Raw genomic sequence first — 25,890 nt, forward strand, 5'->3', positions numbered from 1 at the left:
TACTTCCTAATCTGCTGTTTTCTTGTACGCTTTCATAGCGAAAGACATCGCTTGGCCTGACAATCCCATGGTTATGGGCCCTTTAATGTACTTTAGTCCAAAGTGCGCTACTTGCCCGGTGTCAGGACAACGCCAAAACCTTTTGTAGAGTTCTCGCATGTATCTTTCTTCGGGAAGCCCGTAATTACGCCGGCTTTCGTTGACACTTTGAAACGTCGCGAAAGCAACCAAATCTGCTAGAGCCAACATTGGCTCCTCTGCCTTGGATCGATCAGTTATCGCTAGCGGGTCAACACGTTGCAAGAAAGCCGCACGGGGGTCTTTAGGCGATTTTCGGATAGCACTGATGTATGACCTCAACCTCTGGTAGTTATGGTTTTTTCGTTCAAAAATGATACTCACATCCTCGCTTCTTACATTATGATGAGACATAAACTGCCCTAGCAACTCCAACAAATAGTGTGAGCATTTATTGTAGTAGTCTTGCGCAATGTCCTCATCGGGAGTGCCTTCTAGGTAATCACCCAAAGTAGATTTTTTTGAGATTACACCGAATGCGAGCATCTTGATCGATGCGGCTTCGCGCGAAAATACTGCTGTCTGAAAGTGGTTTAGTTCGGCGCAATGAAGTTCTTTACCTAACCGGCTTTTCAAATTGCCGAGCCAACTCAAAGTCGCTTCAATGTGCGTTTCTGGGATTAAGACACCTCCCAGCGTCAAATAAGGCGACGCACCACGATCCGAGAAACTTTCTCTAACTTTTCTTAGGCCTTGATCACCACTTTCATCGACCAGAAATACGTAACGCATTTTTGTTCAAATCGCCCAGTATCAACATGACACCTTCAACCTAAGCGCGTTTGATTGGTTCAGCAAGAGTTGATTATGGACCGAACCTACGCCGCTAACTCCGCGCGATTCTGCTTGGTCAACCCGGCCGCGACCGGCAAACGTAGAACGGCGTTCACCCCGCCCCACACCCCTCAAAAATCGAACAGATCCTCCAGAAACCCGCCGCGTTTCTTCTTCTTGCGGTACCCATGATCCGACCGGTCGTCATACTCCCGCTGCTGCGGCGGGGGCGGGGGCGGCGCATAAGCCGACGAGCGTTCGATGATCTTGTCCAGTTCGCCCCGGTCCAGCCACACGCCGCGGCATTGCGGGCAATAGTCGATCTCGACCCCGCTGCGCTCGGCAATCACCAGTTCGGTTCCGTCAATCGGGCATTTCATCGGCAGGTCTCCTTTCGCTCTCGGTCAGAGATGGGACGCTCGGGCCGGTTTTCCACCCGGAGGCCCGCGGTTTCGCCCGCCGGGCGCCGCGGAATCCCCGCGCCATCGGCCAGTCTCCGCCGCCGCAGGGCGCTGAATCCGCGGGACGAGAAATATTTGCGCCGCCCCCTCTTGCGCAGCCCTTTCCGCGCACCATTTACCCTGCGGTTTTCACCCATGCTCAAAGGAGCACCCCCAAAATGCGCAGCCTTGTTTTCGCCGCCGCCCTTCTGGCAGCCGCCCCCGCCCTGGCCGACGAGGTCACCGGCACCATCCTGGCCTACGACCGCGTCGAAGGACTGATCGTTCTGACCGACAAGACCGTCTGGTCGCTCGAACTGATCGAGGCCGCGCCCGAGGGCCTGGTCGCCGGCGACATGATCCACATCGAATACGAGACCGCCGGCGAAGACGGCATCACCAAGATCAACGCGATCCACAAGAAGTAACGCCAGGCACGCCGGGCGCAGGTCTGCCCCGGCGTGCGGCGCCCGCTCAGGGCCGCACGAATTTCGCGCTGCCAACCATCCGCTGCCGGGCCTCCGGCGCCGGTGCGGGCGCGGCCATGCGCGGCGCCGCCCTCGGGGCCGACCCGCAGGCCACGCCATCCCCGTCGGGATCGTTGCGCAGATGGTATCCCGGCCCGCCGCGATAGGCCGGCGCCACGCCAACGGCCCGCGCCGCATCGCAGCCCGCCAGCGCCACGATATGCAGCACCGCCTCGGCCGGCTCGTAGGGGCTGGTGCGCAGGTACACGCCCAGCGCGATGCCGAAGGTGGTGACCGGCAGCAACAGGATCATCAGCAGGATCCGCACCGGCGACAGCGCGCGCCGGCGCAACGCCTCGGCCCGCCAGTGACGTCTGGCGGAACGCGGATTCGGGATGATCTCTTCGCTCGACTCGGGGCCTCTTCGCATGGATGCTGTGGTAGATGCAGATTGTGGCCTCAGCATGACCCGACCCGACCCGTTCCAACCCGCCGACGACACCGCCCGAGGCATGGCCAGGGGGCTGGTCCAAAACGCCGCCCATGCCGCGCTGGCGGTGCTGCGGCCGGGCACCGCCCTGCCCTCGGTCGCCCGCATCGCGCTGGCGACCGACACGCAGGGCCGCCCCATCTCGCTGATCTCCAGCCTCGCGGCCCACACGCAGGCGCTCGAGGCGGACCCGGCCTGCGCGCTGCTGATCGGGGAACCGGGCGACAAGGGCGATCCGCTGACCCATCCGCGCCTGACGCTGCACTGCACCGCCCGCCTGATCCCCCGCGACGCGCCCCAGCACGCCACGCTCCGCGACCGCTACCTGGCGCTGCGCCCAAAGGCGAAACTCTACGCCGATTTCGCCGATTTCCGCTTCGTCCGCTTCGACATCTCCGACGGGCTGCTCAATGCCGGGTTCGGCAGGGCCTACCGGCTGGGCCCAGGCGATTTCTGACCCCGCAGCCTTGCCCGACTCGGTCAACAGGCGCAGAATGGGGGCATCCCTTCAACGGCGCCCTGGTTGCGCCTCATGCGCTCGGCCGGGTCGCCAATGGATCCACGGAGGATACCATGACCATTGCCGCGCGTCTGAAACATCATCTCGAGGCTCAGGGCCTGCCCTTCAACATGGTCCGCCACCCCTATGCCGCCACGGCCGCCGAAACCGCCGAGGCCGCGCATGTGCCCGGCGACCATCTGGCGAAATCCGTCCTCATCCACATGGAGGAAGGGCCGATGCTGGCCGTCGTCCCCTCGAACCACCATGTCGATCTGACGACCCTGCAGTCAATCCTGTCGCGCCGGATCGGGCTGGCGCCGGAAACCGAGGTGGAAGAGGTCTTTGACGATTGCGACATCGGCGCCGCGCCGCCCGTCGGCGTCGCCTACAACGTGCCGACGATCATCGACGACAGCCTGACCGGGCTGGACAAGGTCTGGTTCGAGGCCGGCGACCACAAGACCCTCATCGAGATGAAAGGCAGCGATTTCGACACGCTGATGAAGGATGCCAGGCACGGCTCCTTCTGCTGCCTGCACTGACCGCCGCCCGATGGCCGCCCCGCGAGGGCCGGCCACCAGAACCAGCGGGACCTACCTCACGACATGCACCGCGCATTGGGCGTGGCGCACCACATGCGTCGCGGTAGAGCCCAGGAAGATGTCCTGCATCCCCGGCCGGTGCGACGCCAGGATGATGAGGTCGGGCTTGTTCGCCTCGGCCCAGTCCAGAATCGACCGCCCCGAATGCCCTTCGATCACCTCGGCGGTCGCGTTGGGCAGCTTGGACGCCATCTCGTCCAGCTCGGCCTGGATCGCGGTGCGCGCCTCGGACAGGTACTCCACCGGCATGTAGGAGATTGCATAGTCCGGGATGTGCTCGACGACGTGCAGCAGCGTGACCTTCGCCTCCGGCGTGCCCAGCAATTGGGCCAGCTTGAGCGGCCCGGATACGTCGCGTTCGGAATCGAAGGAAATGGGCACTAGGATATTGTGATACATGGCTCGCGTCTCCCTTTCAGACAGTGCCAGATTGATGCGTTGCGGACCGGGACTCCTTGATCCAGGTCAGGATCAGCCGAAGGTTTCGGCAACGTCGTACATGACCGGTTCAAAGCTCTTGCACAGCTCGTTGATCTTGCGGTTCCGCTCGCGCATTTCCGGCGTGCGCAGCATGGCAAGGAAATCCTCGCGGCGCTGCCATTGCGAATAGTTGGCGATCCGGGTCTGCGCGTCGTTCACGTGCAGCCCTGCCGACACGAATCCCGGCTGTTTCGAGATGAAGTTGGCATAGGCATCGGTCAGCGCCTCGAGAAGATCCTGGCATGTCCCGGGCGTCATCTCGAATGTTGTGATCACTGTCTGAACCGTTGCGTCCTTGGCAATCTTCGGCATCTTGCATCTCCCTTTCTGCGCTTCAGCCTAACACAGGTTTTTCCGGATTGCGCCGAAATTCCTGCATTAATCCAGCGACTTCCGCCGCATCCGGCAAAGGGATGCCAACGGCGCCCGAATCCGCCCGAAAAAACTAACCGGTCGTTAACCATGCTGTCGGATGGTGCGGCGCAAAGGGACACGCATGGGCCGGCTCGTCATTTCCATCCTGCTCGCATTGGCGCTGGCGAAACCGGCGCTGGCGGGCGCGTGGCTGCGCGAGAAGGGAAGCGCGTTCACAGCCCTGTCCGTCACCGCGCACCGGACCGGCGAAGGCACGTATTACCACAAATCCTCGGTCTACGCGGAATGGGGCATGGCGCCGTGGCTGACCCTGGGCCTGGACGCCAACGAACGTCAGGATTTCAATGGCCATGCCCTCGTCTTCGCCCGGCTGCCCGTGGCGGATCTCGGCGCGGCCGGGCGGCTCGCAGCCGAGTTCGGGCTCGGCACCCGTCACCGCCAGATGGACTGGCGGACGACGTACAAGGCGACCCTGTCCTGGGGCAAGGGCTTTGCGGCCGGCCGGGGCGAAGGCTGGATCGCCCTCGACGCCGCCGTGGAATTTCCGTCCGCCGAGGATCGCATCCGCAAGCTCGACCTGACGGCGGGCCTGTCCTCGGGGCGGCGTTTCGACCCGCTCTTGCAGATCGAAACCTCCCGCATTCGCGGCCGCGCCACGTATTGGAGCGCGACCCCCTCCCTCATGATCCGCTCGCGCGGGGTCAGGGCCGTCTGGCTGCTGGGGGTCGAACACAACTCGGCCTTCCCGCGCCCCGGCTTGAAGCTCGCCCTGTGGCGCGAGTTCTGACCGGCGCGTGGAAAGGCCAAGCAACAAGGCTACTTGTCGATTCGCATGATCACCGACACGGTGCCCTTCACCGCCTCGGGCCAGTTCAGCCGCACCTGGTCCTGCCGGCTGCCCTGTTGCAGCTGCACGTAGGGCGTGGCGTAGCGGATCGCCTCGCCCCCGGTCCGCAGCGGATCCAGCACCACCACGCTGTCGCAGCCCCGCGCCCTGGCGCCGAAGGGCAACTCGCCATTGGGATCGACGATCCAGGCCTGCGCCGCGGTCATCTGGCTGTGCCGCACCCTCAGCGGGTTGGCGCATTTGGCGGTGACGCCGTGATAGGTGTTGCCCTCGAACACCACGTTGACGAAGCGGTTGAAATCAAGCCCCGCAAACGTGGTGTCGATCCGCTCGGCCCGGTCGATGTAGCCGTTGATCGACCGGAACTTGTTGCCGGTCACCGTCACGCCGTTCAGGAAATGGCCTGCGCCATAAGGACGGACGACGACATAGCTGAACCAGGGCGCGACTTCGCCGGACAGGAAGATGTTGTCGGTGATGCTCATGGCGCTGAAGGAAAACCCGCTCACGAAATTCGGCGACGGGTCGCGCTCGTTGGTCCATTCGACATGGCAGTTGTCGATGTAATTGTCGGCGATGGTCGTGCTGGAATAGGTCCCGATCACCACCAGCCCGGCCGAGCGGGTGCCGTTGGGAACCTCGTCGCCCTGAAAGAAATGGTTGCCCAGAACCATGCTGTTGCCGCCCCCCAGCACCGCGAAATGCCGGAACCGGGTGGCCCGGTTGTGCCGCAGCTTGACGTCGTTGGCATTGGCGTTCAGCGCGACCGAGGTCCGCTGCGGCACCGGCAGATCGTCTTCCGAGGACAGGAACTGGCAGCCGTCGATCAGCATCCCCTGGCAGCCGCTCCCGATCGAAGTGATGCCGCGGTCCTTTGGCCGGCTGACAAAGCAGCTCCTCAGCGAAAAGGTCGAACCCGAAGGCGCCAGCCGGATCGCGCTGCACCGGTTGTTGCATTGGAACTCGATATCCTCCAGGCCGAATTTCTGCAGCGAACTGAACCCCTTGAAGTCCAGCAGGTACTTGAAATCGACGAAAGTGAAGCTCTGCGTGCCGGCCACCCCGCACAGCGGCGCGCTCAGCGTGATCTCGGCCGCCCCGACATTCCTGGCCTCGACATAGACCTCGCGCCCGACGCCCACGCCCTGCACCAGCGCGCCCACGGGGATGTTGGCGATGTTGGCGACGCCGGTCAGCCGGTAGGGGTTGTTCGGGGCATAGGTCGCCTGCGACGAATAGGTATTGGTGTTCCAGGCCGGGTTGTCCTGCACGTCCAGCTGCCCGTTCCGGATCACCCGCCTTGTCGCATAGCTGGTGCGGTTGGGCACCGCGGCCTGCATGTCGATCGGCCCATGCACCGACACCTTGCGCCCGCCCATGTCCAGCGACTCGTGGTCCGAGTTGTTGAGCAGCGCCTGGAACGCCTTGCGAAAGGCCAGCGCCTCGTCCCCGAAGGCCGAGATATAGGTCGGCAGGTCGAAATTCTTGGTCAAGAGCAGCATCTTGTCGGTGGGCATGGTGACGGTGCCCTCGAATTCGATCTCCGAATTCATGCTGGTGGTTTCACCCAGGAAATAAGTCCCCGCGGGCACCAGAACCCGCCGGCCACCCGCCGCGCTGTCCGCCGCCTCGAACGCCGCCCAGTCATCCGCGACGCCATCGCCCCGCGCGCCGTAGTCCCGCACATCCACCACGCCGATCATGTCACGCAGGAAAACGCCGGTCACGTCCGCGATCTCCAGGTCGTCGATGCGCACCACGCCGCCGTTCGGCCCCTCCAGGTTCAACCCGAAATGACCATAGAGCGCCGCGTTGCCCCAGGGCATGTCCACGCCGTCGCGATACCCCGTTCCCACGATGGCCGTCACCTCGAAGACGGTGCCATAGCTGGTCAGCGCCACGGCCTTGCCCTGCTCGGTCAGCCCCGCCACATGCGCCTCGCCCGCGCCCCCGGCCCACCCGGCGATGCGGACGCTGGGCAGCGGCCCGCTCACCGCCTTGATGCGCGCCTTGATCTGCAGGTAGCAGCCCGGCAGCAGCGGCGTCTGCCCCATGTAGCGCAGCTTCTGGGTCGCGCTGACCTTCTGTATCTCCAGGCACCCTCCGAAATCGGCGTCGGCCGGAACGAAGGCCGCGTTGCCCGACCCCGCATAGGTGTCCGAGCCGGGCGTGCCGTTCCCGCTCGACCAGACGCCCAGGCCCTTCACGAAGGCCGGCGGCATGAACACGATCCCGTCGGTGATTGCCTTGTTCATCGAAATCCCTTTCCCAATCGCGCCGCGGCGCCGCTGCGCCACACGCGCCAAGCCCGGGTCCGGGCCCGGCCCGAACGCGAGGGACTGGATAGGGAATTGGGATTAACCCCGGCTCACGCCACCGTCACGGTGCCGTTGCATCAGGCCGCCGGATCGTTTGCGCCCAGAACCTGCACGCCGTTGATCTTCCAGCCGTTTTCACCCCGGATCATCTGATAGTCGAGGATATGCACCCGGCCGTCGCGATCGACGATCATGACCTTCTGCCACAATGTCCCGGCCACGTCGCGCAGGTCCAGAAACCGTACATCGCCCGGGCGCCAGACCATCGGATAGCCGTTGCGCACCATGGCGCCGAAATTCTCGGGCGTGCGAAAGATCTGCCGGATCGCCGGGCTGGCATAGTCGAAGGCCGCGCCGAAATCGTCGGCCCTGAACGCGTCCATCTGGGCAAGGATATTGGCCTCGATCTCGGCCTCCTGCGCCTGGGCGAAACCGCCCAGCCCCAGAGAAACGACAACTGCGGCAAAGAACTCGCGCATGGGACCTCCTCCTGCAACGCAGGTAGCCCCATGCGGCTTCAGGTCAATTCAGGCCAGCTCCCCGGCCAGCGCCTTGTCGATCAGCGCGATGGTCTCGGGCACGCCGTAAAGCGCGATGAACCCGCCGAACCGCGGTCCCTGGCTGGCGCCCAGCAGCACCTCGTAGAGCGCCGTGAACCAGGCCCGCATCGGATCGAACCGCTCGCGCCCCACGGAATAGACCACCGATTGCAGCGCCTCGTCCTCAACCGGCCCGTCATAGGCTTCCAGTTCCGCCTTCAGCGCCTCCAGCGCCTCGCGCTCCTGCTCGGTGGGCAGGCGGAACTCGCGGGTGGGCTTCACGAAATCGTTGAAGTAGCGCACCGCGAAGCCGGCGGCCTGATCCAGGTCCGGATGGGTCTCGGCGCTGGCCTCGGGCGCGTAGCGGCGGATGAAGCCCCACAGCGTTTCCTTGTCCTCGGCTCCCGACACCGACGCCAGGTTCAGCAGCATCGCGAACGGCACCACCAGGTTCGACGCCGGCACCTCGCCGCCGTGGATGTGCCAGACCGGGTTGTTCAGCCGGGTCTTCAGATCCTGCTCGGGATAGGCGCGCAGCTGCTGGTGATATTCGTCCACCGCCTTCGGGATCACGTCGAAATACAGCCGCTTCGCCGTCTTGGGCTTCTGGTACATGAAATAGGACAGGCTTTCCGGCGCGGCGTAGGTCAGCCACTCTTCCATCGACAACCCGTTGCCCTTGGATTTGGAAATCTTCTGCCCCAGCTCGTCGTTGAACAGCTCATAGCTCAGCGATTCCGGCGGCTGCTTGCCCAGCGCGCGGCAGATCTTCGACGATTGCGTCACCGAGTCGATCAGGTCCTTGCCCGACATCTCGTAATCCACGCCCAGCGCCGCCCAGCGCAGCGCCCAGTCCGGCTTCCACTGCATCTTGACGTTGCCGCCGGTGACCGGGATCTCGACCCGCTCGCCGTCCGGCTCCTCGTAGACGATGGTGCCCTTGGCGACATTGCGCTCCAGCGTCGGCACCTGCAGAACGTGCCCGGTCCTGGGCGAGATCGGCAGGAACGGCGAATAGGTCGCCTGCCGCTCGGCCCCCAGCGTCGGCAGCATGATCTCCATGATCTTGTCGAACCGCTCCAGCGCCACCAGCAACATCTCGTCGAACCTGCCGCTGGCGTAATAATCGGTGGCCGAGGCGAATTCGTACTCAAACCCGAAACTGTCGAGGAACTCGCACAGGCGCGCGTTGTTGTGCTGGGCAAAGCCCTCATGGGTTCCGAACGGATCGCGCACCTTGGTCAGCGGCAGATGCAGATCCTGCTTCAGCTCTTCCTGCATCGGCACGTTGCTCGGCACCTTGCGGAAGCCGTCCATGTCGTCCGAGAAACAGATCAGCCTGGTCGGGATGTCGCTCATCTGCTCGAAGGCGTGGCGCACCATCGAGGTCCGCGCCACCTCGCCGAAGGTCCCGATATGCGGCAGGCCCGACGGGCCGTAGCCGGTCTGGAACAGCACGTAGCCCTTTTCCGGAGGAGCCTTCTGATAGCGTTTGAGCACCCGGCGCGCCTCTTCGAAAGGCCAGGCCTTGGACGCAACGGCGGTTTCACGCAGGTCAGACATCTTGTTCGGTCTCCATCGGGAAAACGGCGCCAATCGCCCCATGCGACCGGCCCGCTACCTCCTATTGTGCTCGTGCAGCATGAGTCAACAAACAGACACCGGAATACCGGCTATTTCTGCCCCGCAACGGCGATCCAGTTCAGAATGTCGCGCACATGCTGCTCGGCGGCCAATCCGTCCCGCGCCGACAGGAAATACCCCCGCGGCGATACCGCCTCGGGGCCTTGAAGGCGCGTCATCGCCCCGGTCTCAAGGAAACTGTCCAGAACCCCGTCCCAGCACAGGCACACGCCCTGCCCGGCCAGCGCCGCATTGACCAGCATCGCGTAGGAGGTGAAGTCCAGCACCCGCGCGCCCCCGGGCATGGTCAGCCCGGCCGACGCGAACCAGCTGGGCCAATCGTGCCAATGGCTGCGCGCCGCCTCCATCGTCAACAGCGTCATGCGGCCGAAATCGTAGTCCCGCCCGCTCATGCCCCGCTTTTCCAGGTAGAGCGGGCTCGCCACCGGATAGACGGCATCCCCCAAAAGCCGCGTCTCCTCCGTGTCGTCGCGGAACCCGAACCGGATCACCACGTCGCCCGGGCGGACGGCCTCTCCATACTCCTGACTTATGATGCGGATGGTCGTGTCCGGAAAGGCCGCGTCCAGCTCGCCCAGGCGCGGGATCAGCCAGAACCCGACGAAACCGGACGGCGCGGTCACCGACACCACCTTGCCGCGCGCCGCCTGCCGTATCTGCCCGACCGCGCTCTCGATCTGGCCAAAACCGCCATGCAGCGCCTTCAGCAGGTCCTTGCCGTGCTGAGTCATCTTCACCGGTTTCCGGCTGCGGTCGAACAGGGCGCAGCCCAGATCCGCCTCCAGCGCCGCAATCCGCCGCGACACCGCCGGCTGCGACACGTTCAGCTCGCGCGCAGCCGCCGTCAGCGTCCCGTGACGCGCCGCCGCGTAAAACGCCGTCAATCCCGAAAAGCCTGGCAGCCGGTCCATCTATCATAACCTCAGCGCATGATACCGTTCAGCTTTACCGCATTGCCCGAACGACGCAACCCGTTCTAACTGGCCGCGCGACAGAGGAGCCCGCGATGACCGACCAACTCGACACCTTCGCCAGCGATTACGGCGATGCCGAACTTCTGCATCAGCCCGGCAACCTGCCGCACCCGCCCCTCTCGGTGGACGCCGCGCAGGTGCCGCTTTCGGGCGGGACCGATCCGGCCTATGGCGAGGTCCGCTGGCGCACGCTCATCAACGGCACCCCAGACCATCCCCGCGAACTCGTGCTCGGGATCGCGGAATTCGGCCCCGGCGACCGGCTGCCGCCCCACCGGCACGACCCGGCCGAGTTCTATTTCGGGCTCGAGGGTTGCGGCACCGTCACCATCGACGGCACCCCGCACCGCATCGCGCCGGGCATCGCGCTTTACGTGCCCGGCGGCGCCGAACACGGCACCGTCGCGGGCGAGAACGGCCTTCGCTTCGCCTACGGCTTCGCCAGCCGCAGTTTCGAGGAAATCCAGTACCGGTTTTCCGCCAGCGCCTGACCCCTTTGCGATTTCCGAAGGCAAGAGTTGAACCCGCCCCCTGCCGCCCGTATCTTGCGCGGGACAAAAACCCGAAGCAGGACAAGACCATGAACGAGCAAATCCCCCACCCGATGACGCCGCAGGATTGCCTCGTCGCGATCATGGTCGCGATCTCGGCCTCGGACGAGAACATCCGCACCGCGGAACTGGTCAAGATCCAGGCCGCCGTGAACATGCTGCCGGTCTTCGCCGATTACGACATCGACCGTATGGAACGGGTCTCGCAGACCGTCTTCGACCTGTTCGAACAGGAAGAGGGGCTGGACGCCCTTTTCGGCCTGATCCGGGACAACCTGCCCGAGCGGCTGAACGAAACCGCCTACGCCCTGGCCTGCGACGTCGCCGCCGCGGACGGCAAGCTGGCGGAAACCGAACTGCGCCTGCTGGAAGAGATCCGGTACGAACTGAACATCGACCGGCTCCATGCCGCCGCGATCGAGCGCGGCGCGCGGGCGCGCCACGTCGTCTGACACGCCGCCCCCAAGCCCGGATCAGCTTCCGTATAGCGAACCCCAGCGTTCGATCAGCGCCTGCTGCAGCCGTCTGGATCTCGAATTCCACGGCCGCGCACCTTCCGGGCGTTCCCGCTGGGCCCTGCTCAGCGTCGCCCGGTGGGCGATGTCGGCGGTGAAGATGGCAAAGGCCAGTTCGACCCCGCCCGCCGTGGTCATGAACCCGCCCAGCCCTGAGACGAAGTTCAAGGTTCCGGTCTTGGCATCGACCTTGATCGGGTGGCTGTTGGTCGGCCGCCCCTTGCTGTCGCGCAGATTGTAGGGCTTGAGCAGCGGCCGCAGCACGTTGGTTTTCCGCGCCGCAACCAGCGCCTTGACCAGATCGCCGGGCGCCATGCGCGAGGCGTCGCTCAGCCCCGAGTGATCCGCCATCGCCGTCCGCGTCGCCCCGTATTTCTCGGCCGCCCAGCGGTTCATTTCACGGGCCGAGTCCTGCAGGTCGGCGGGCATCGCCCCGCGCGCCTTGGTGGCGGCCATGCCGACCATCTCGGCGGTCAGGTTGGTCGAATACTTCAGCATCCCGCGCAGGATGTCGATCAGCGGCTCGCTGCGATGCGTCACCAGAACCGCGCCTTCGGGCAGGCTCCGCACCACCTGCGTCCGGCCCAGCACGATGCCGTTCACCCGCGCCAGCGTCTGGAACACGTCCCCCGCATAAAGCGACGGCCGGCGCACCGGCAGCCAGCGCGCCCCGCCATTGCCCAGCGCGGTGCGCGCCACGGTCCAGTTGTCCACCCGGGCGCTGGCCTGGTAGGTATAGATGGGCAGGCTGCGATCCGCGACCAGCATCTTGGCCATCGCCACGTCCGGCCGGTAGTTGGCGCTGCGCGCGTCCATCGACACGGCATAGCCCTTGGCCCCCCGCGCCCATTCGAAATGCACGCGGTTGAAGTTCAGCGCGATCCCGGTGACTGCCGGGCTGTAGCCCACGTGATCGGGCTGCGTCGGATCGATGCTGTTCACGTAGGGCAGCGCCCCCTCATAGACCTTGAAGGCCCCGCGCACCTCGCGAATTCCGGCCTTTCTCAGGTTGGCGGCCATCGACGCCAGCGCCTCGGTGTCCAGCAGCGGATCGCCGCCCCCGGCCAGGATCAGATCCCCCTTCAGGATCCCGTTCTCGACCGGTCCATCCGCGATCAGCCGGGTCTCGAACCGGTGGTCCGGCCCCAGCAGGTCCAGCGCGTAAAGCGCGGTCAGGGCCTTGGCGACGCTCGCGGGCGGCAGCCCGTTTTCTCCGCCGAACGCCTCCAGTTGGTTTCCGGTCTTCACGTCGGCCACGGCAAAGACGACCTCGCCCTTCAGACCGGCGGCGCGAATGACCTTTTCCGGATCGCTGAGACGGGCGCCGCGCAACCGCGGTCTGAGCGATGTCTCAGGCGCGTTCGCCCAGCCCGAAGCCGGTGCCAGCAGCGCCCCCAATCCTGCAAGAAAGTACCGACGTGAAATACGATCAGCCATGGCACGATAAAATCCCAGAGTGCCGCGTCAAACAAGCGTTTCCGGATCGATTGTCCCGCTTTGCGGCTTCCGTGTCGAGACCGCATCGCCGGCGCCGGCTATCGCCCCCAACCGCTGCGGGTGCGGATCTCGGTCGAGCTGACATTCACCATCGGCACGTTGACGAAACACCAGGCCGGCGCCACCGACCGCCCCAGCAGGTGCCGCGCCTGGCCATCCAGCCGAAACTGCCCGTAGGCCCGCGCCGCAGGCGACATGCGTGCCGAGATCCGGTCGCCCGGCCGCGCCACCACGCCCACCGGGAAACTCTCCATGACCGTGCGCCAGTTCCGCCACTTGTGCAGCTGCGCCAGGTTGTCGGCCCCCATCAGCCAGACGAAGCGCACCCCCGGATAAAGCGCCCCCAGCGCGGTCAGCGTGTCAGCCGTCACCCGCGTGCCGATCCGCGCCTCGATGTCGGTGATCTCGACCCGCGGATGCCGCATCATCCTGCGCGCCGCCCGCATCCGCTGCTCCAGCGGCGCCGGCCCGTTGCGCTTGAGCGGGTTGCCCGGCGACACCAGCCACCAGACCCGGTCCAGCCCGAAGGCCTTCATCGCCTCCAGCGTCACATGCACATGCCCCTCGTGCGGCGGATCGAACGACCCGCCGAGCAGCCCCACGACCTGCCCGGGCCGCGCGAAAGGGATGTCATGCCTCATCATGCCCCGCTGTTGTCCAAATCCGGGCGCGCTTGTCAATCGGCCCGCGCCGCCCGCACCGCTTGCCCCGCCCTTCCGGCTTCGCTATCACACCGGCCAACCCGAATTCCCCGTACCAGAGGACTCAACATGGCCGCCTACCAATACGTCTACCACATGCAGGGTGTCTCCAAGACCTATCCCGGTGGCAAGAAGTGCTTTGAAAACATCCACCTCAGCTTCCTGCCCGGCGTCAAGATCGGCGTCGTCGGCGTCAACGGCGCCGGTAAATCCACCCTGATGAAGATCATGGCCGGCCTCGACAAGGACTACACCGGCGAGGCCTGGGCCGCCGAGGGCGCCAAGGTCGGCTACCTGCCGCAGGAGCCGCAGCTCGACCCCAGCCTCACCGTGCGCGAGAACGTCATGCTGGGCGTCAAGGCCAAGAAGGACATCCTAGACCGCTACAACGAGTTGGCGATGAACTACTCGGACGAAACCGCCGAAGAGATGGCCAAGCTGCAGGACCGGATCGACGCCGAGAACCTCTGGGACCTCGACAGCCAGATCGACGTTTCGATGGAGGCGCTGCGCTGCCCCCCCGACGACGCCGACGTCAACACGCTGTCAGGCGGCGAGAAGCGCCGCGTCGCGCTCTGCAAGCTGCTGCTCGAAGCGCCCGACATGCTGCTGCTCGACGAACCGACCAACCACCTCGACGCGGAAACCATCGCCTGGCTGCAGCAGCACCTGATTGAATACAAGGGCACCATCCTGATCGTCACCCACGACCGCTACTTCCTCGACGACATCACCGGCTGGATCCTGGAACTCGACCGCGGCCGCGGCATCCCCTACGAGGGCAACTACTCCGCCTGGCTGGAACAGAAGGCCAAGCGGCTGGAACAGGAAGCGCGCGAGGACAAGTCCAAGCAGAAGACCCTGCAGCGCGAACTTGAATGGATGCGGCAGGGGCAAAAGGCGCGGCAGGCCAAATCCAAGGCCCGGATCAACGCCTACAACGAACTGGCGGAACAGTCCGAGCGCGAGAAACTCACCCGCGCCCAGATCGTCATCCCCAACGGCCCGCGCCTCGGCTCCAAGGTGATCGAGGTCAACGGCCTGGCCAAGCACATGGGCGACAAGCAGCTGATCGAAGGCCTCGACTTCTCGCTGCCGCCCGGCGGCATCGTCGGCGTGATCGGCCCCAACGGCGCCGGCAAATCGACCCTGTTCAAGATGCTGACCGGGCAGGAAAAACCCGACGCCGGCGGCATCGAATACGGCGACACCGTGCAGCTGTCCTACGTCGATCAGTCCCGCGACGACCTCAAGGACAACGAAACCGTGTGGGAGGCGATCTCGGGCGGCGCCGAGATCATCCAACTGGGCGACGCGCAGGTCAATTCCCGCGCCTACTGCTCGTCCTTCAACTTCAAGGGCGGCGACCAGCAGAAGAAGGTCTCGCTGCTTTCGGGCGGCGAACGCAACCGCGTCCACATGGCCCGCCTGCTGAAAGAGGGCGGCAACGTGCTGCTGCTCGACGAACCCACCAACGACCTCGACGTCGAAACCCTCCGCGCGCTCGAAGACGCCCTGGTCGACTTCGCCGGCTGCGCCGTGGTCATCAGCCACGACCGCTTCTTCCTCGACCGCATCTGCACCCACATCCTCGCCTTCGAAGGCAACGCCCATGTCGAATGGTTCGAAGGCAATTTCGAAGCCTACGAAGAGGACAAGAAGCGGCGGTTGGGGCCGGATGCGCTGGAACCCAAGCGGTTGAAATACAAGAAGTTTGCGCGGTGAAGGGTACCCGAGACTTTTCCAGCAGAGCCTGCATATTCTGCGGGGATAAACCGCAGAAAAAGAACAACGAGCACTTCATTGCTCGTTGGCTTTCTCAGTTCGCTGGAAACGACCATGTGCCCGCGGAAATTCTTGACGCCGATGACAACAAAGTTCGTCGGCGGTGGTCGTCTTTGATGCTTCCTGCGTGCGCAGAATGCAATACTAGGTACGGTGAGTATGAGGAAATTGCCAAACCTACCTTCGAGAGAATCAGTTCGGGGAAAATTCGACCCAGAGACGTGCAAATAGTCTTGGATTACTTTGACAAACTTCGTGTTTCTTTGTGGCTATGGCGTCTGTACTGGCGCAAGGGGAATCATAACATTACCCCTAATTTTCACGTAGATGAGAGGGTTGGTGTCGCGGATAGGATAGTACTTGTTGGCATGTATCCGAATAGTCGTGCTGAAGGTATTAGTCCCGTGGGGTACCAAACAAAAGCGTTTATGACATGCCCCACAGTGATTGGAATGTTTATCAAGAACTTTTTTATTCTATCCGTTTCAAGCCAAGCCCTACTAACAGACCGGTTCGGATTGACCGGGCCCGTAAAAAACACTGCGGATCTCGAAGAAGGGAAAGTTGGTCGAAGGTTTATTGGAAACTTGAAATACCACTCATTAGAACCACTCTTCTATTTGGATGGAATGAGGTTTTTTTCTTTTGGCTCACACTCGCCTTATGTCTCTGGCTTGAACAACTACATATTCGTTGATGAAAGCCGTCGCGCAAGAATACCAAGGCCTTACGAAGAATTTAGGATACCCCTGATCGAAAAAAGCGTTGTGAAGTCCAAGATATTGGCGCAACTCAATGTCCACGAGCTTCAGTTAGCTAGTCTCAAAGAATATGATCGCATGAATATTGCAAACTCCGAAAGGAGAGCTATTGAACGCAGCAAAGATCAACTCGAAGCAATAATACGAGGTGATCGCTTGATGTTAGATGCAACCTCGCCTTTGATCATTCCGCGCCGAAAAATAGTCATTTGAGATCGACTACGAAACACTCAAGTGTATTGGTTGTTGAATTCAATTACCCGACCATCCGTCCCGCCCATGAACGCCACACGCACCCAAAGCTACCAACGGGAAACGAGCCGCCCCGGCCTCACCGGCGGCCCCCACGGCCAGCCTGTAGGCCGGGCTTCAGCCCGGCAACTCCGGCAACTCACCCCCCCCCAAAAAAAATATCCGACCGAAAACCCTCTCTAAATGCCGGGCTGAAGCCCGGCCTACGCGCCTGCGGCTTCCATCCATTCCGGATCTACCCGACCCGCGCGCATGTCGCGATGGATCGACGAATACGGCCAATCGGATGGACGCTCCACCAACCCGTGCTTGACCGGGGCTCCGCCCGTTCGCGTCTCGAAACGTCCACTGGACGTTTCGCCACCTGCGGTGGACCGACGCTCACCCCCAACAATACCGGATATGCGCGTCGTAATCCGCCTGATCCCGAATGTGATGCTCCCAAAACCGCCGCTGCCAAACCGCCGCCTCACGTTTTTCAACCCGTAGGCCGGGCTTCAGCCCGGCATATCTCCCCGACGCAACAATCGGCAGTTCCTGTGGCACATGGGCCGGGCTGAAGCCCGGCCTACGGGTTGCCCGATTCAAACTCATGGTGAAGCGCGCCTTGATCGCGCCCCAACGTGTCGAATAATCCCCGTCCCCCTCGGGCAATGTCCAGACCGCGTGCAGATGGTCCGGCAAGACCACCCAGGCGTCGATTTCAAACGATCGTTCCGCCCGCGTGACCTGAACCGCGTCCCGCAACCGGGCAATCTCATCGACAAGCAGCGAACCGCCTCGTACCGCCAGGTTGACCGTGAAGAACACGGTTGCACCGGATACTCGAGGACGCAGATAGACCGACATGCCGGTACTCTGCGGCACCTCATGCTAATGTTCGGTTAATTTCCGGTCGAATGCGCCGCCGGACATGACAACGGGTCTTGCGACCAGTCGGCTACTCCCAAAACCCATACTCGGTCACGAAGAACCGGACCGGCATCCCTTGGAACAGATCCCGCAGCTTTTCGATTTCCTCCGCCGGGCCATGCACTTCGGCCCCGGTGATCTCGACCAGTTCGCGGGTGCTCTGAGAGATCTGGCTGCCCAGCTCCATGTGCTTCCTCACCGCCTCTGCGCTCACGTAATCCTCGCGCGACACCGCCGCGCCGTCCGCGCCGAAACCGTGGGCCGAGGCCAGATGCCCCGGCTCCTTCCCGCGGAGGCGCACCATCGCCCGGCAGTTTTCGCGAAACGCATCCGCATGTGCAGGCGGAACCGAGAAATGGCCGACCAGGGTAACGACATGGGGAACCGGCATGACGAATCGTCAAAACTGAATCCGACAGGTGCAGCCATCCGAACCGATCGGCAGCCTCGGACCGGGGCATTCGTTGCTGCGCTGCCACACCGGGAACGCCGTTCCGCGTTGTACAAAACGGACCACCCGCCCGACGCGCCCTGTACAATTCATAACATCCGCCCCTTGTCACAAGGGCAACCCGATGCCATATTCCCCACCGCTACCGTTTTTCTATTCGACCTACTGTCTCCGACCTCCGGCGTTCAGTCTATCGATACAGACAACGACGCCGGGCTGCCGCAATACCGTGGGCAGCAATATCTGAAGGAGACATTGGAATGCCCGCAGGCACCGTAAAATGGTTCAACACCACCAAAGGCTTTGGTTTCATCGCGCCCGAAGAAGGCGGCAAGGACGTGTTCGTGCACATCTCGGCCGTTGAGCGCGCAGGCCTCACCGGCCTGGCCGACAACCAGAAGGTCACCTACGAGCTTCGCTCGGGCCGTGACGGCCGCGAAAGCGCGGACAACATCGCTCTGGCGTAAGCCATTGAAAGGGTGGGCGTTTTGCCCACCCTACCCTTTCACCCAGCCGACGATCTGCCCCTCGCGCAGCGCGCCCGACTGGCGTTTCTTCTCCTTTCCCCGTTCAAAGGCCACCAGGGTCGGAATGCCCCGGATCCGGTAACGCCCGCCGGCAGACTGGTGTTTCTGCGTATCCAGCTTTACCAGCCTCGCCTGTCCCGCCAGCTTTGCCGCGGCCTTGGAAAACTCCGGCGCCATCATCCGGCAGGGCCCGCACCAGGGCGCCCAGAAGTCTACCACCAGCGGCAGATCATCGTGCTTCGCCGCCTTTTCCAGAATGGCCGGATCCACCTCAACCGCCTTGCCATTCACCAGGTCGGCGCCACATGTCCCGCATTTCGGCTTGGCACCAAGCCGCGCCTCGGGTACCCGATTGAGTTGACCGCACTGCAGGCAGGTCAGTGTCCTGTTGCCCATCCCGGCACTCCGCATTCACATTCCAAAAGCCAGATAATACCGCGACTTCGGCCGGACAAGACCCGCCCTGCCCAAGCGTTGTCCGGGAGTCCTGTCGCCAAATGCATCACATTTAAGTTATTCCCTTCAGTTGCATTGACCCGGCATCCCGTCCTGCGGACACTGTTCCTTATTGGTTTTGAAATAGAAAATGAGGCCCGACATGATAACGCGCCGCACATTTCTCGCCACAACGGCTGCCGCTTCCGTCGTGCCCGCAATAGCCGCGGCGAACGCCACGCAGGAATACGATCCGACGCCGCAATATGTCCGGATCAAGAAACAGTTCCTGCCGGGGCACCTGCTGATCGTCCCGCGCTCGTTCTATCTCTACCTCGTCACCGAGCCGCGCAAGGCGATCCGGTACGGCTGCGGCGTCGGCAAGGCCGGGCTGGAATTCCAGGGCACCGCAACCATCGACGTCAAGAAGGAGTGGCCCACCTGGCGCCCGACGCAGGAGATGATCCAGCGCGAGCCGGTCACCTACGCCCGTTTCGCAAACAACGATTACGTACAGCCGGGCGGTCCAGAAAACCCGCTGGGCGCGCGCGCCCTTTACCTGTTCCAGAATGGCAGGGACACCTATTTCCGCATTCACGGCACGCCACAACGCGAGACCATCGGACGCGCGGTCTCGAACGGCTGTATCCGCATGCTGAACGAGCATGTCATCGACCTGTATGAACGCGTGCCAATCGGCACGGTCGTCACCGTCGTCTGAAGCGCGGGATCGGAATGCCTAAAAACGCGTCACGGTTCAAATGGCGGACGGCCTGCCTGCTCACCTGTTGTCTGAGCGTTCCCGCAGCGGCGGCCGATACCAGACGCGTTCCCCCCGCGTCCGAGATCGCAGCTGTGAAGGCCCGGTTCGCCCCGCTCCAGCACCTGTCCTTTGCCGTAGGCTATGAATACTGCGGTTATCTGGGCCGAACCGTCCAGGGCAGCATGGTCTTTACCGAGATGGTCCGCGGCGATTGGGACGGTTGCACGCCACCTGCCCCGCCCTCGAACTTCGTGCCGATTGCGTCGATGCATACGCACGGCGCCTACGACCCCTTCGTGCCGGCCGAGTTTCCGACCGTACTGGATCTCGAAGCGGATCACATCGAAGGGGTCGACGGTTATGTCGCCACTCCGGGCGGCAGGCTTTGGTACATCGACGGGCGGGCGATGGAGGCGATACAGATCTGCGGCGAAGGATGCCTGCCGCAGGACCCCGACTTTCGTTCCGGCGATGACGGTGCCATCGCGAAGCGCTATACGCTCAAGGATCTGCAGGCGTTGGAATACACGCACTGAGCGGTATCAAGGGGCCGACCAGTCCACATCCCCCGCTTCCTCGACATTCAACAGCCCGTCTGGCCATGGGCGCGCCAGTGCCGATGCTTCCTTTTCGGCGCCGTTCAGCCAGGTCTGCAGATCCTCCACGCGCAGCAGAACCCCCATGCGGTGATGGATCGCGGCAACATCGCCATTGGGTTCGCAGGTCACGGTGGCAAGCTGGTCGACGCGCTGGCCACCCGGTGCCAGCCAAGTGTCCGTGATCGCGGCGAAAAGCAGCAAACCCCCATCTCGGGACGTGATGCGCCATGCCGTCTTGCGCCGCTTTTCCCCTGTCCATTCGTACCAGCCATCGACCGGCACGACGGCCCGCCCGACGCCCTGAAAAGCGGTCTTGTCAAAAACGGTTTCCGAGCGGGCGTTGATGATCGTCTCCATCACCGGGCGCCCTCGGGCGTTCACGCGCCCGACCGGAATCATGCCCCAGCGCATCCGCGTCAGCCCATTCGGGGTCAACGCCACCACCTCCTGTCCCGGTTGGATGTTGCGCCGCGGCGGTTGTCCGGGCAGGTGGCCAGCCGAAACGCCCAGCCGTTCCGCGACTTCGGTGATCGGCGTGGTCAGAAAAAGGCGCCCCGGCATCCCTGTTCCTTCACTCGCTCGCGCGCTGCACCAGTTCCAGCACTTTCGGCCCCAGATCCGCGACGATCAAGGCCACGCCTTCGGCGTTCGGATGGATGCCATCGGGCTGCATCAGTTTCAGCGCCGCCTCCGGATCGCTGGCGGCGTCGAGGCCGTCAAAGAAACTCTGGGCGTAAAGCGCATCATGCGCTGCGGCAAGCTCCGGGTAGATCGCGTCGAAGGCCGCCTTGTAATCCGGCCCGTAGTTCCCAGGCGCCTCCATGCCAACCAGCAGCACTTCGACATCGGCCGCGGCCGCGGCGGCCAGTATCGCCTCAAGATTGGCGCGCGCGACCGCGGGATCGATCCCGCGCAACAGGTCGTTGCCGCCAAGCGCCACGATCATCGCATCCACATCCGGGGTCAGCGTCCAGCCGACACGCGCTGCACCGCCGGCGGTGGTGTCGCCCGACACGCCCGCATTGATCAGACGGACATCGGCCCCCTGCTCGGCGAGCCACCGGCGCATCTGAGGCACGAATCCTTGCTCTTCGATCAGGCCGTAGCCCTGCGTCAGCGAGTCCCCCAAGGCCGCGACGACGACGGATTCGGCGGCGGCGGCAAAACCGCAACAGACAAAGATGACCGACATCAAAGCCTTGCGTATGCCCGCAACGGCTCCATATCCAACCGTACCCGCTTCGAAGGAACTGCCCATGACGACTCCTGTGCTCGCCCTTCAAGATGCCGCTTTGTCGCTGGAAGGCAATGCCGGACGCGTGGATATCCTGCGCGACATCACCCTGACGGTGAAACGGGGGGAAACCTTGGGGCTTGTCGGGCCCTCCGGCTCGGGCAAGTCCTCGCTGCTGATGCTGATGGGCGGGCTCGAGCAGGTCACCGGCGGCAGCGTCACAGCCCTTGGGCAGGACCTGACCCAGATGGACGAAGACGCGCTGGCCCGGTTCAGGCGGGTCAACATGGGCGTCGTCTTCCAGAACTTTCACCTGATCCCGACGATGACGGCGCTGGAAAACGTCGCGACTCCGCTGGAACTGGCGGGTCACCGCGACGCTTTCGCCCGCGCCGAGGCCGAGTTGCAGGCGGTCGGCCTTTCTCACCGGGCCGGGCACTATCCCGCGCAACTGTCCGGCGGCGAACAGCAGAGGGTAGCCCTTGCACGCGCCTCGGCGCCGCGCCCGAAGATCCTGCTGGCGGATGAGCCCACCGGAAATCTGGACGAGGCCAACGGGACGGCAATCATCGATCTCCTTTTCGGTCTGCGCGACCGGCACGGCGCGACGCTGGTTCTCGTCACCCACAGCCAGGAGTTGGCCCGCCGCTGCGACCGCGTGATCCGGTTGCGCGACGGCCGCCTCGCGCAGGAGTCGGCCCGCGAGGCGGCGGAATGAGCCTGCAACTGGCCGCCCGCCTTGCCCGTCGCGAATTGCGCGGCGGCCTGCGCGGGTTTCGCATCTTCCTCGCCTGTCTCGCCCTTGGTGTCGCGGCCATCGCCGCCGTCGGGTCGGTCCGCGCGGCGATCGAGGCCGGTCTCAGGCAAGAGGGCGCGGCATTGCTCGGCGGCGACGCCGAGTTGGAATTCACGTACAGATTTGCTTCCGACCGCGAACGCGAATGGATGAAGGGCACCGCCCTGAACGCATCCGAAGTGGTCGATTTCCGTTCGATGGCCGTGACCGAACGCGCGGGGCAAACAGAACGCGCACTGACCCAGGTCAAGGCGGTGGATTCGGCCTATCCCCTGGTAGGACAGGTTGCGCTTCGACCTGAAATCCCACTGGCCGAGGCGCTGGCCGGCACTGACGGGTTGCCCGGCGCGGTCATGGAGCGGGTATTGGTGGACCGGCTGGGTCTGGCGACAGGGGACAGGTTTCGGCTGGGTACGCAGGATTTCATTCTGACGGCCATCCTGGCCCATGAACCGGACGGCGCGGCCGACGGGTTCGCCCTTGGCCCCCGCACCCTGGTCATGACCGATGATCTGGCCGCGTCAGGTCTGCTCGCCCCGGGCACGCTGTTCTCGACCAAATACCGCCTGGTTCTGCCTGAGGGCACCGATCTTGCCGCCACGGAACGGCAGGCCCGCGCCGAGTTTCATGGCACCGGAATGCGCTGGACCGACGCGCGCAACGGCGCACCCGGAATTGCCTCGTTCGTGGACCGTCTCGGTGCGTTCCTGATCCTCGTGGGGCTGTCCGGGCTGGCCGTGGGCGGCGTCGGCGTGTCGGCGGCGGTCCGCGCCTATCTGGCGGGCAAGACCGCCACCATCGCCACCTTGCGGACGCTGGGCGCGGATCGCGCCACGATCTTCCAGACCTATTTCCTGCAGATCGGCGCCCTGTCGGGTCTCGGTATCCTAATCGGCATCTTTCTGGGCGGCGCGGCGCCGCTTCTGCTCGCCCCGCTGATCGAAGCGCGGCTTCCTGTTCCGGCCATTTTCACGTTCTACCCGGCGCCACTGGCCGAGGCTGCGCTGTACGGCGGCCTCACCGCCTTCCTGTTCACGCTCTGGCCGCTGGCCCGAACCGAGGATGTTCGCGCCGCAACGCTGTTCCGTGACGCGCTGTCCTCGACAGGGTATGTCCCGCGGGCACGATACGTGGCCCTCGCCGCCGTTGCCGCCGCCCTGCTTGTCGGGAGCGCGGCATGGCTCAGCGGCTCGTCCTGGTTGACCCTGTGGACGACAGGCGGCATCGGCGGGGCATTGACGATCCTGGCATTGTCCGCGCTTCTGGTCCGGTTCCTTGCCCGCGCGGGGGCATCGCTGTCGCGGGGACGCCCGCCGTTGCGCTGGGCCCTTGCCGCCATTTCCGGCCCCCGCGAAGGCGCGGCCTCGGTGGTTCTTTCGCTGGGCCTTGGACTTTCGGTGCTCGCCGCGGTGGGCCAGATCGACGGCAACCTGCGCAACGCGATTTCCGGCAACCTGCCCGACATTGCCCCGTCCTATTTCTTCGTCGACATCCAGAAGGACCAGATGCCCGGGTTTTCCGCCCGGCTGGAGGGCGATCCCGCCGTCAGCCGCGTGGACAGCGCCCCGATGCTGCGCGGGGTCATCACCCGGATCAACGGCCGTCCCGCAAGGGAGGTCGCCGGCGATCACTGGGTCCTTCAGGGTGACCGCGGCGTGACCTATTCCGAGGCGCTTCCCGACAAGACTCGCCTGACTGCCGGTTCGTGGTGGCCCGAGGATTATGCCGGCCCGCCCCTGATCAGCTTCGCCGCGGAAGAGGCCGAGGAGATGGGGCTGAAACTCGGGGACACCCTCACCATCAACGTTCTGGGCCGGGACATCACCGCCGAAATCTCCTCCTTCCGCGAGGTGGACTTTTCGACTGCAGGCATGGGATTCGTCCTGTCGATGAACCCCGCCGCGCTCGCCGGAGCGCCGCACAGCTTTATCGCCACCGTCTATGCCGAAGAAGCGGCCGAGGCCGCCATCCTGCGCGATCTGGCCGGATCGTTCCCGAACATCACCGCGATCCGTGTGCGCGACGCAATCGACCGGGTTTCCGGAGTGCTGGCGGGCCTGGCGGCGGCGACCTCGTACGGCGCCGGGGTTTCGCTTTTGACCGGTTTCCTCGTGCTGATCGGCGCCGCCGCGGCAGGCGAAACCGCAAGGCAGTACGAGGCCGCAGTCCTCAAGACACTGGGGGCCGAACGCCGCAGAATCCTGTTCAGCTTCGCCCTTCGCGCCGCCCTGCTGGGAGCCGCCGCCGGCATCGTCGCGCTGGCCGCCGGGCTGCTGGGCGGCTGGGCCGTCGCCACCTACGTCTTCGAGACCGGATTCACGGTCGTCTGGCCGTCGGCGCTTGGCATCATTTTCGCCGGCATCGCCGTCACGCTTGCCGCCGGTTTGCTCTTCGCCTGGCGCCCCCTCGCCGTGCGGCCTGCGCGTGTCCTGCGGGCCAGCGACTAGATCAGCGGGCGCATTGCACCGGCTGCAGGATCCTCAGAAGATCCGTGTTGTCGCAGACCAGCGCATCCAGCGTGATCTCGTCCAACGAGGCGTAGAACGCCTGCGCCGCGTCCTGCAGCGCCAGGCGCAGCCGGCAGGCATCCGTCAGCGGACAGGTATTGTCGGCATCCGCGAAGCACTCGGCGATGGGCAAACCGCCTTCGACATGCCGGAACACCTCTCCGATCCTGATCCGGTCCGCAGGTCGGGCCAGCGTCATGCCGCCGTTGCGGCCACGCTGCGTGCTCAGGTAGTCAAGCTGGCTCAACTGGTTGATCACCTGCGCCAAGTGGTTCTCCGAGATGTTGCAGACCTCGGCGATCTCGGCTTTCGTGACCAGGCGGTCCTGATGCGCGGCGCAGTACATCAGAAGGCGGACGGCGATATTCGTCCTTTTGGTGATGCGCATGGGCGTCCTCCACGGGTTTCGCGATGAAACCTTATTGCACAAGGTTCAAAAAGGCTGTTTGACATACATCAATTGCAGCAAGAACGGCGCGACCTGATGGCGGATCCCTATTTCTTCGGCTACGGCAGCTTGGTGAACCTGGCCACGCACGACTTTCCCGATCCGCGCCCGGCCAGCCTGAAGGGATGGCGCCGCGCCTGGAGGCACACCGACCTGAGACCGGTGGCCTTCCTGACGGCCATTCCCGACCCGGACAGCGAAATCGAGGGCATGATCGCGCATGTGCCCAAAAACGACTGGGCCGCGCTTGACGAGCGTGAATGGGCCTACGACCGGATACCTGCAACTCACGCAGTGACCCATCCGCTGACACATGAGGTCGAAATCGCCGTCTATGCCGTCCCGGAACACCGCCACAACAACCCCACCAACAGCTTTCCGATCCTGCTGAGCTACATAGACGTGGTGATACAAGGCTACCTGCGCGCCTTCGGCACTGACGGCGTCGATCGGTTCTTCGCCACAACCGACGGATGGGACGCGCCGATCCTGAACGACCGCGCCGAACCGCGCTATCCGCGGTACCAGCAGCTCAGGCCCGAGGAAACGGCCCTCGTCGATGAGCGCCTGGCTGGCATCGCCGCCAGGATCATCGAAACCGCTTGAGAAAACGGCGCCAAACCGGC

30 protein-coding genes and 1 pseudogene are annotated in these 25,890 nt (G+C 64.1%); 14 read left to right on the forward strand and 17 right to left on the reverse strand.

The features are described from left to right. Positions 1-6: 6 nt before the first annotated feature. Positions 7-810, reverse strand: a complete 804-nt coding sequence (locus FGK63_RS03375) for a DUF3800 domain-containing protein (protein ID WP_138840172.1) — start codon at positions 808-810, stop codon at positions 7-9. Positions 811-983: 173 nt separating this feature from the next. Next, entirely contained in the window at positions 984-1,232 is a 249-nt protein-coding gene (locus tag FGK63_RS03380; RefSeq protein WP_138840173.1) for a TFIIB-type zinc ribbon-containing protein, read from the reverse strand. Between the two features lie 239 nt (positions 1,233-1,471). Between FGK63_RS03380 and FGK63_RS03385 the strand changes: the two genes are divergently transcribed. Further along, positions 1,472-1,720, forward strand: coding sequence for a hypothetical protein (locus FGK63_RS03385; RefSeq protein ID WP_138840174.1), 249 nt, complete (start codon positions 1,472-1,474; stop codon positions 1,718-1,720). Between the two features lie 46 nt (positions 1,721-1,766). Here the strand turns inward: FGK63_RS03385 and FGK63_RS03390 are convergent, their stop codons facing one another. Continuing rightward, complete coding sequence (locus tag FGK63_RS03390) at positions 1,767-2,189, reverse strand: excalibur calcium-binding domain-containing protein (RefSeq protein ID WP_246043929.1); 423 nt, start codon at positions 2,187-2,189, stop codon at positions 1,767-1,769. Between the two features lie 34 nt (positions 2,190-2,223). Between FGK63_RS03390 and FGK63_RS03395 the strand changes: the two genes are divergently transcribed. After that, positions 2,224-2,706 (forward strand): HugZ family pyridoxamine 5'-phosphate oxidase, encoded by a 483-nt coding sequence (locus tag FGK63_RS03395; protein WP_138840175.1) that lies wholly within the window; start codon positions 2,224-2,226, stop codon positions 2,704-2,706. 116 nt (positions 2,707-2,822) lie between these two features. Further along, a complete protein-coding gene (locus tag FGK63_RS03400; protein ID WP_138840176.1) occupies positions 2,823-3,293 on the forward strand; it encodes an aminoacyl-tRNA deacylase in 471 nt (156 codons plus the stop codon). A 51-nt stretch (positions 3,294-3,344) separates the two neighbouring features. Here the strand turns inward: FGK63_RS03400 and FGK63_RS03405 are convergent, their stop codons facing one another. Together FGK63_RS03405 and FGK63_RS03410 are read right to left on the reverse strand one after the other, a co-directional pair. Continuing rightward, the gene (locus tag FGK63_RS03405; protein WP_138840177.1) at positions 3,345-3,752 is read right to left on the reverse strand and encodes a universal stress protein; all 408 of its coding nucleotides are present in this window, start codon (positions 3,750-3,752) and stop codon (positions 3,345-3,347) included. Between the two features lie 72 nt (positions 3,753-3,824). After that, positions 3,825-4,145: an antibiotic biosynthesis monooxygenase family protein gene (locus tag FGK63_RS03410; protein WP_138840178.1), complete on the reverse strand. Its 321-nt coding sequence runs from the start codon at positions 4,143-4,145 to the stop codon at positions 3,825-3,827. A gap of 184 nt (positions 4,146-4,329) precedes the next feature. On the opposite strand from FGK63_RS03410, the gene FGK63_RS03415 reads away from it, so the two are divergent. Continuing rightward, complete coding sequence (locus FGK63_RS03415; RefSeq protein WP_138840179.1) at positions 4,330-4,995, forward strand: hypothetical protein; 666 nt, start codon at positions 4,330-4,332, stop codon at positions 4,993-4,995. 29 nt (positions 4,996-5,024) lie between these two features. On the opposite strand, the gene FGK63_RS03420 is transcribed toward FGK63_RS03415, so the two are convergent. The 4 genes from FGK63_RS03420 to FGK63_RS03435 all read right to left on the reverse strand — a co-directional run bounded on the left by FGK63_RS03420 (position 5,025) and on the right by FGK63_RS03435 (position 10,467). Further along, positions 5,025-7,310 carry a glycosyl hydrolase family 28-related protein gene (locus tag FGK63_RS03420; RefSeq protein WP_138840180.1) on the reverse strand — a complete coding sequence of 762 codons (2,286 nt, stop codon included), beginning with the start codon at positions 7,308-7,310 and terminating at the stop codon, positions 5,025-5,027. 140 nt (positions 7,311-7,450) lie between these two features. After that, the gene (locus FGK63_RS03425; protein ID WP_138840181.1) at positions 7,451-7,852 is read right to left on the reverse strand and encodes a DUF4864 domain-containing protein; all 402 of its coding nucleotides are present in this window, start codon (positions 7,850-7,852) and stop codon (positions 7,451-7,453) included. Between the two features lie 48 nt (positions 7,853-7,900). Then, positions 7,901-9,475, reverse strand: a complete 1,575-nt coding sequence (locus FGK63_RS03430; protein ID WP_138840182.1) for a lysine--tRNA ligase — start codon at positions 9,473-9,475, stop codon at positions 7,901-7,903. A 110-nt stretch (positions 9,476-9,585) separates the two neighbouring features. Next, entirely contained in the window at positions 9,586-10,467 is an 882-nt protein-coding gene (locus FGK63_RS03435; protein ID WP_138840183.1) for a LysR family transcriptional regulator, read from the reverse strand. Positions 10,468-10,562: 95 nt separating this feature from the next. On the opposite strand from FGK63_RS03435, the gene FGK63_RS03440 reads away from it, so the two are divergent. Continuing rightward, positions 10,563-11,021: a cupin domain-containing protein gene (locus FGK63_RS03440; protein ID WP_138840184.1), complete on the forward strand. Its 459-nt coding sequence runs from the start codon at positions 10,563-10,565 to the stop codon at positions 11,019-11,021. Between the two features lie 89 nt (positions 11,022-11,110). Further along, on the forward strand, positions 11,111-11,533 hold the full coding sequence (locus FGK63_RS03445; RefSeq protein ID WP_138840185.1) for a tellurite resistance TerB family protein: 423 nt from the start codon (positions 11,111-11,113) through the stop codon (positions 11,531-11,533). Positions 11,534-11,554: 21 nt separating this feature from the next. On the opposite strand, the gene dacB is transcribed toward FGK63_RS03445, so the two are convergent. Then, complete coding sequence (dacB, locus tag FGK63_RS03450; RefSeq protein ID WP_138840186.1) at positions 11,555-13,033, reverse strand: D-alanyl-D-alanine carboxypeptidase/D-alanyl-D-alanine endopeptidase; 1,479 nt, start codon at positions 13,031-13,033, stop codon at positions 11,555-11,557. Between the two features lie 98 nt (positions 13,034-13,131). Continuing rightward, complete coding sequence (locus FGK63_RS03455) at positions 13,132-13,734, reverse strand: nicotinate-nucleotide adenylyltransferase (protein WP_138840187.1); 603 nt, start codon at positions 13,732-13,734, stop codon at positions 13,132-13,134. Between the two features lie 129 nt (positions 13,735-13,863). Here FGK63_RS03455 and ettA point away from each other — a divergent pair, with 129 nt between their 5' ends. Together ettA and FGK63_RS03465 are read left to right on the forward strand one after the other, a co-directional pair. Continuing rightward, positions 13,864-15,519: an energy-dependent translational throttle protein EttA gene (ettA, locus tag FGK63_RS03460; RefSeq protein WP_138840188.1), complete on the forward strand. Its 1,656-nt coding sequence runs from the start codon at positions 13,864-13,866 to the stop codon at positions 15,517-15,519. A gap of 293 nt (positions 15,520-15,812) precedes the next feature. Beyond that, complete coding sequence (locus tag FGK63_RS03465; RefSeq protein ID WP_138840189.1) at positions 15,813-16,553, forward strand: hypothetical protein; 741 nt, start codon at positions 15,813-15,815, stop codon at positions 16,551-16,553. Positions 16,554-16,795: 242 nt separating this feature from the next. On the opposite strand, the pseudogene FGK63_RS03470 reads toward FGK63_RS03465, so the two are convergent. After that, positions 16,796-17,441, reverse strand: a pseudogene (locus FGK63_RS03470) (REP-associated tyrosine transposase). A gap of 91 nt (positions 17,442-17,532) precedes the next feature. Beyond that, entirely contained in the window at positions 17,533-17,895 is a 363-nt protein-coding gene (locus FGK63_RS03475) for an antibiotic biosynthesis monooxygenase (RefSeq protein ID WP_138840190.1), read from the reverse strand. Positions 17,896-18,215: 320 nt separating this feature from the next. Between FGK63_RS03475 and FGK63_RS03480 the strand changes: the two genes are divergently transcribed. Further along, the gene (locus FGK63_RS03480; protein ID WP_138840191.1) at positions 18,216-18,422 is read left to right on the forward strand and encodes a cold-shock protein; all 207 of its coding nucleotides are present in this window, start codon (positions 18,216-18,218) and stop codon (positions 18,420-18,422) included. 30 nt (positions 18,423-18,452) lie between these two features. On the opposite strand, the gene trxC is transcribed toward FGK63_RS03480, so the two are convergent. Further along, complete coding sequence (trxC, locus tag FGK63_RS03485) at positions 18,453-18,878, reverse strand: thioredoxin TrxC (RefSeq protein ID WP_138840192.1); 426 nt, start codon at positions 18,876-18,878, stop codon at positions 18,453-18,455. A 202-nt stretch (positions 18,879-19,080) separates the two neighbouring features. Between trxC and FGK63_RS03490 the strand changes: the two genes are divergently transcribed. Next, a complete protein-coding gene (locus tag FGK63_RS03490; protein ID WP_138840193.1) occupies positions 19,081-19,638 on the forward strand; it encodes a L,D-transpeptidase in 558 nt (185 codons plus the stop codon). A 14-nt stretch (positions 19,639-19,652) separates the two neighbouring features. Then, positions 19,653-20,216, forward strand: a complete 564-nt coding sequence (locus tag FGK63_RS03495; protein WP_138840194.1) for a DUF4329 domain-containing protein — start codon at positions 19,653-19,655, stop codon at positions 20,214-20,216. Between the two features lie 6 nt (positions 20,217-20,222). Here the strand turns inward: FGK63_RS03495 and FGK63_RS03500 are convergent, their stop codons facing one another. After that, positions 20,223-20,840, reverse strand: a complete 618-nt coding sequence (locus FGK63_RS03500) for an SOS response-associated peptidase (RefSeq protein ID WP_138840195.1) — start codon at positions 20,838-20,840, stop codon at positions 20,223-20,225. A gap of 10 nt (positions 20,841-20,850) precedes the next feature. After that, on the reverse strand, positions 20,851-21,537 hold the full coding sequence (locus FGK63_RS03505) for an arylesterase (RefSeq protein WP_138840196.1): 687 nt from the start codon (positions 21,535-21,537) through the stop codon (positions 20,851-20,853). Here FGK63_RS03505 and FGK63_RS03510 point away from each other — a divergent pair. Next, on the forward strand, positions 21,536-22,231 hold the full coding sequence (locus tag FGK63_RS03510; protein WP_138840197.1) for an ABC transporter ATP-binding protein: 696 nt from the start codon (positions 21,536-21,538) through the stop codon (positions 22,229-22,231). The genes FGK63_RS03505 and FGK63_RS03510 overlap by 2 nt on opposite strands. Next, positions 22,228-24,756 (forward strand): ABC transporter permease, encoded by a 2,529-nt coding sequence (locus FGK63_RS03515; protein ID WP_138840198.1) that lies wholly within the window; start codon positions 22,228-22,230, stop codon positions 24,754-24,756. Before FGK63_RS03510 ends, FGK63_RS03515 begins: the two co-directional genes overlap by 4 nt. A gap of 1 nt (position 24,757) precedes the next feature. Here the strand turns inward: FGK63_RS03515 and FGK63_RS03520 are convergent, their stop codons facing one another. Continuing rightward, positions 24,758-25,204 (reverse strand): RrF2 family transcriptional regulator, encoded by a 447-nt coding sequence (locus tag FGK63_RS03520; RefSeq protein ID WP_138840199.1) that lies wholly within the window; start codon positions 25,202-25,204, stop codon positions 24,758-24,760. Positions 25,205-25,300: 96 nt separating this feature from the next. Between FGK63_RS03520 and FGK63_RS03525 the strand changes: the two genes are divergently transcribed. Next, on the forward strand, positions 25,301-25,870 hold the full coding sequence (locus FGK63_RS03525; RefSeq protein WP_138840200.1) for a gamma-glutamylcyclotransferase family protein: 570 nt from the start codon (positions 25,301-25,303) through the stop codon (positions 25,868-25,870). Positions 25,871-25,890: the final 20 nt, after the last annotated feature.

Source organism: Ruegeria sediminis (assembly GCF_005938215.1).
Classification (GTDB): domain Bacteria; phylum Pseudomonadota; class Alphaproteobacteria; order Rhodobacterales; family Rhodobacteraceae; genus Ruegeria; species Ruegeria sediminis.

Coding starts and splice junctions, on each gene's coding strand:
- FGK63_RS03525 (WP_138840200.1), top strand. CDS start 25,301: ATGGCGGATCCCTATTTCTTCGGCTACGGCAGCTTGGTGAACCTGGCC.
- FGK63_RS03415 (WP_138840179.1), top strand. CDS start 4,330: ATGGGCCGGCTCGTCATTTCCATCCTGCTCGCATTGGCGCTGGCGAAA.
- FGK63_RS03440 (WP_138840184.1), top strand. CDS start 10,563: ATGACCGACCAACTCGACACCTTCGCCAGCGATTACGGCGATGCCGAA.
- trxC (WP_138840192.1), bottom strand. CDS start 18,878: ATGGGCAACAGGACACTGACCTGCCTGCAGTGCGGTCAACTCAATCGG.
- FGK63_RS03480 (WP_138840191.1), top strand. CDS start 18,216: ATGCCCGCAGGCACCGTAAAATGGTTCAACACCACCAAAGGCTTTGGT.
- FGK63_RS03435 (WP_138840183.1), bottom strand. CDS start 10,467: ATGGACCGGCTGCCAGGCTTTTCGGGATTGACGGCGTTTTACGCGGCG.
- FGK63_RS03395 (WP_138840175.1), top strand. CDS start 2,224: ATGACCCGACCCGACCCGTTCCAACCCGCCGACGACACCGCCCGAGGC.
- FGK63_RS03510 (WP_138840197.1), top strand. CDS start 21,536: ATGACGACTCCTGTGCTCGCCCTTCAAGATGCCGCTTTGTCGCTGGAA.
- dacB (WP_138840186.1), bottom strand. CDS start 13,033: ATGGCTGATCGTATTTCACGTCGGTACTTTCTTGCAGGATTGGGGGCG.
- FGK63_RS03380 (WP_138840173.1), bottom strand. CDS start 1,232: ATGAAATGCCCGATTGACGGAACCGAACTGGTGATTGCCGAGCGCAGC.
- FGK63_RS03410 (WP_138840178.1), bottom strand. CDS start 4,145: ATGCCGAAGATTGCCAAGGACGCAACGGTTCAGACAGTGATCACAACA.
- FGK63_RS03445 (WP_138840185.1), top strand. CDS start 11,111: ATGAACGAGCAAATCCCCCACCCGATGACGCCGCAGGATTGCCTCGTC.
- FGK63_RS03515 (WP_138840198.1), top strand. CDS start 22,228: ATGAGCCTGCAACTGGCCGCCCGCCTTGCCCGTCGCGAATTGCGCGGC.
- FGK63_RS03475 (WP_138840190.1), bottom strand. CDS start 17,895: ATGCCGGTTCCCCATGTCGTTACCCTGGTCGGCCATTTCTCGGTTCCG.
- FGK63_RS03500 (WP_138840195.1), bottom strand. CDS start 20,840: ATGCCGGGGCGCCTTTTTCTGACCACGCCGATCACCGAAGTCGCGGAA.
- FGK63_RS03390 (WP_246043929.1), bottom strand. CDS start 2,189: ATGCGAAGAGGCCCCGAGTCGAGCGAAGAGATCATCCCGAATCCGCGT.
- FGK63_RS03400 (WP_138840176.1), top strand. CDS start 2,823: ATGACCATTGCCGCGCGTCTGAAACATCATCTCGAGGCTCAGGGCCTG.
- FGK63_RS03455 (WP_138840187.1), bottom strand. CDS start 13,734: ATGAGGCATGACATCCCTTTCGCGCGGCCCGGGCAGGTCGTGGGGCTG.
- FGK63_RS03375 (WP_138840172.1), bottom strand. CDS start 810: ATGCGTTACGTATTTCTGGTCGATGAAAGTGGTGATCAAGGCCTAAGA.
- ettA (WP_138840188.1), top strand. CDS start 13,864: ATGGCCGCCTACCAATACGTCTACCACATGCAGGGTGTCTCCAAGACC.
- FGK63_RS03385 (WP_138840174.1), top strand. CDS start 1,472: ATGCGCAGCCTTGTTTTCGCCGCCGCCCTTCTGGCAGCCGCCCCCGCC.
- FGK63_RS03520 (WP_138840199.1), bottom strand. CDS start 25,204: ATGCGCATCACCAAAAGGACGAATATCGCCGTCCGCCTTCTGATGTAC.
- FGK63_RS03425 (WP_138840181.1), bottom strand. CDS start 7,852: ATGCGCGAGTTCTTTGCCGCAGTTGTCGTTTCTCTGGGGCTGGGCGGT.
- FGK63_RS03420 (WP_138840180.1), bottom strand. CDS start 7,310: ATGAACAAGGCAATCACCGACGGGATCGTGTTCATGCCGCCGGCCTTC.
- FGK63_RS03490 (WP_138840193.1), top strand. CDS start 19,081: ATGATAACGCGCCGCACATTTCTCGCCACAACGGCTGCCGCTTCCGTC.
- FGK63_RS03505 (WP_138840196.1), bottom strand. CDS start 21,537: ATGGGCAGTTCCTTCGAAGCGGGTACGGTTGGATATGGAGCCGTTGCG.
- FGK63_RS03495 (WP_138840194.1), top strand. CDS start 19,653: ATGCCTAAAAACGCGTCACGGTTCAAATGGCGGACGGCCTGCCTGCTC.
- FGK63_RS03430 (WP_138840182.1), bottom strand. CDS start 9,475: ATGTCTGACCTGCGTGAAACCGCCGTTGCGTCCAAGGCCTGGCCTTTC.
- FGK63_RS03405 (WP_138840177.1), bottom strand. CDS start 3,752: ATGTATCACAATATCCTAGTGCCCATTTCCTTCGATTCCGAACGCGAC.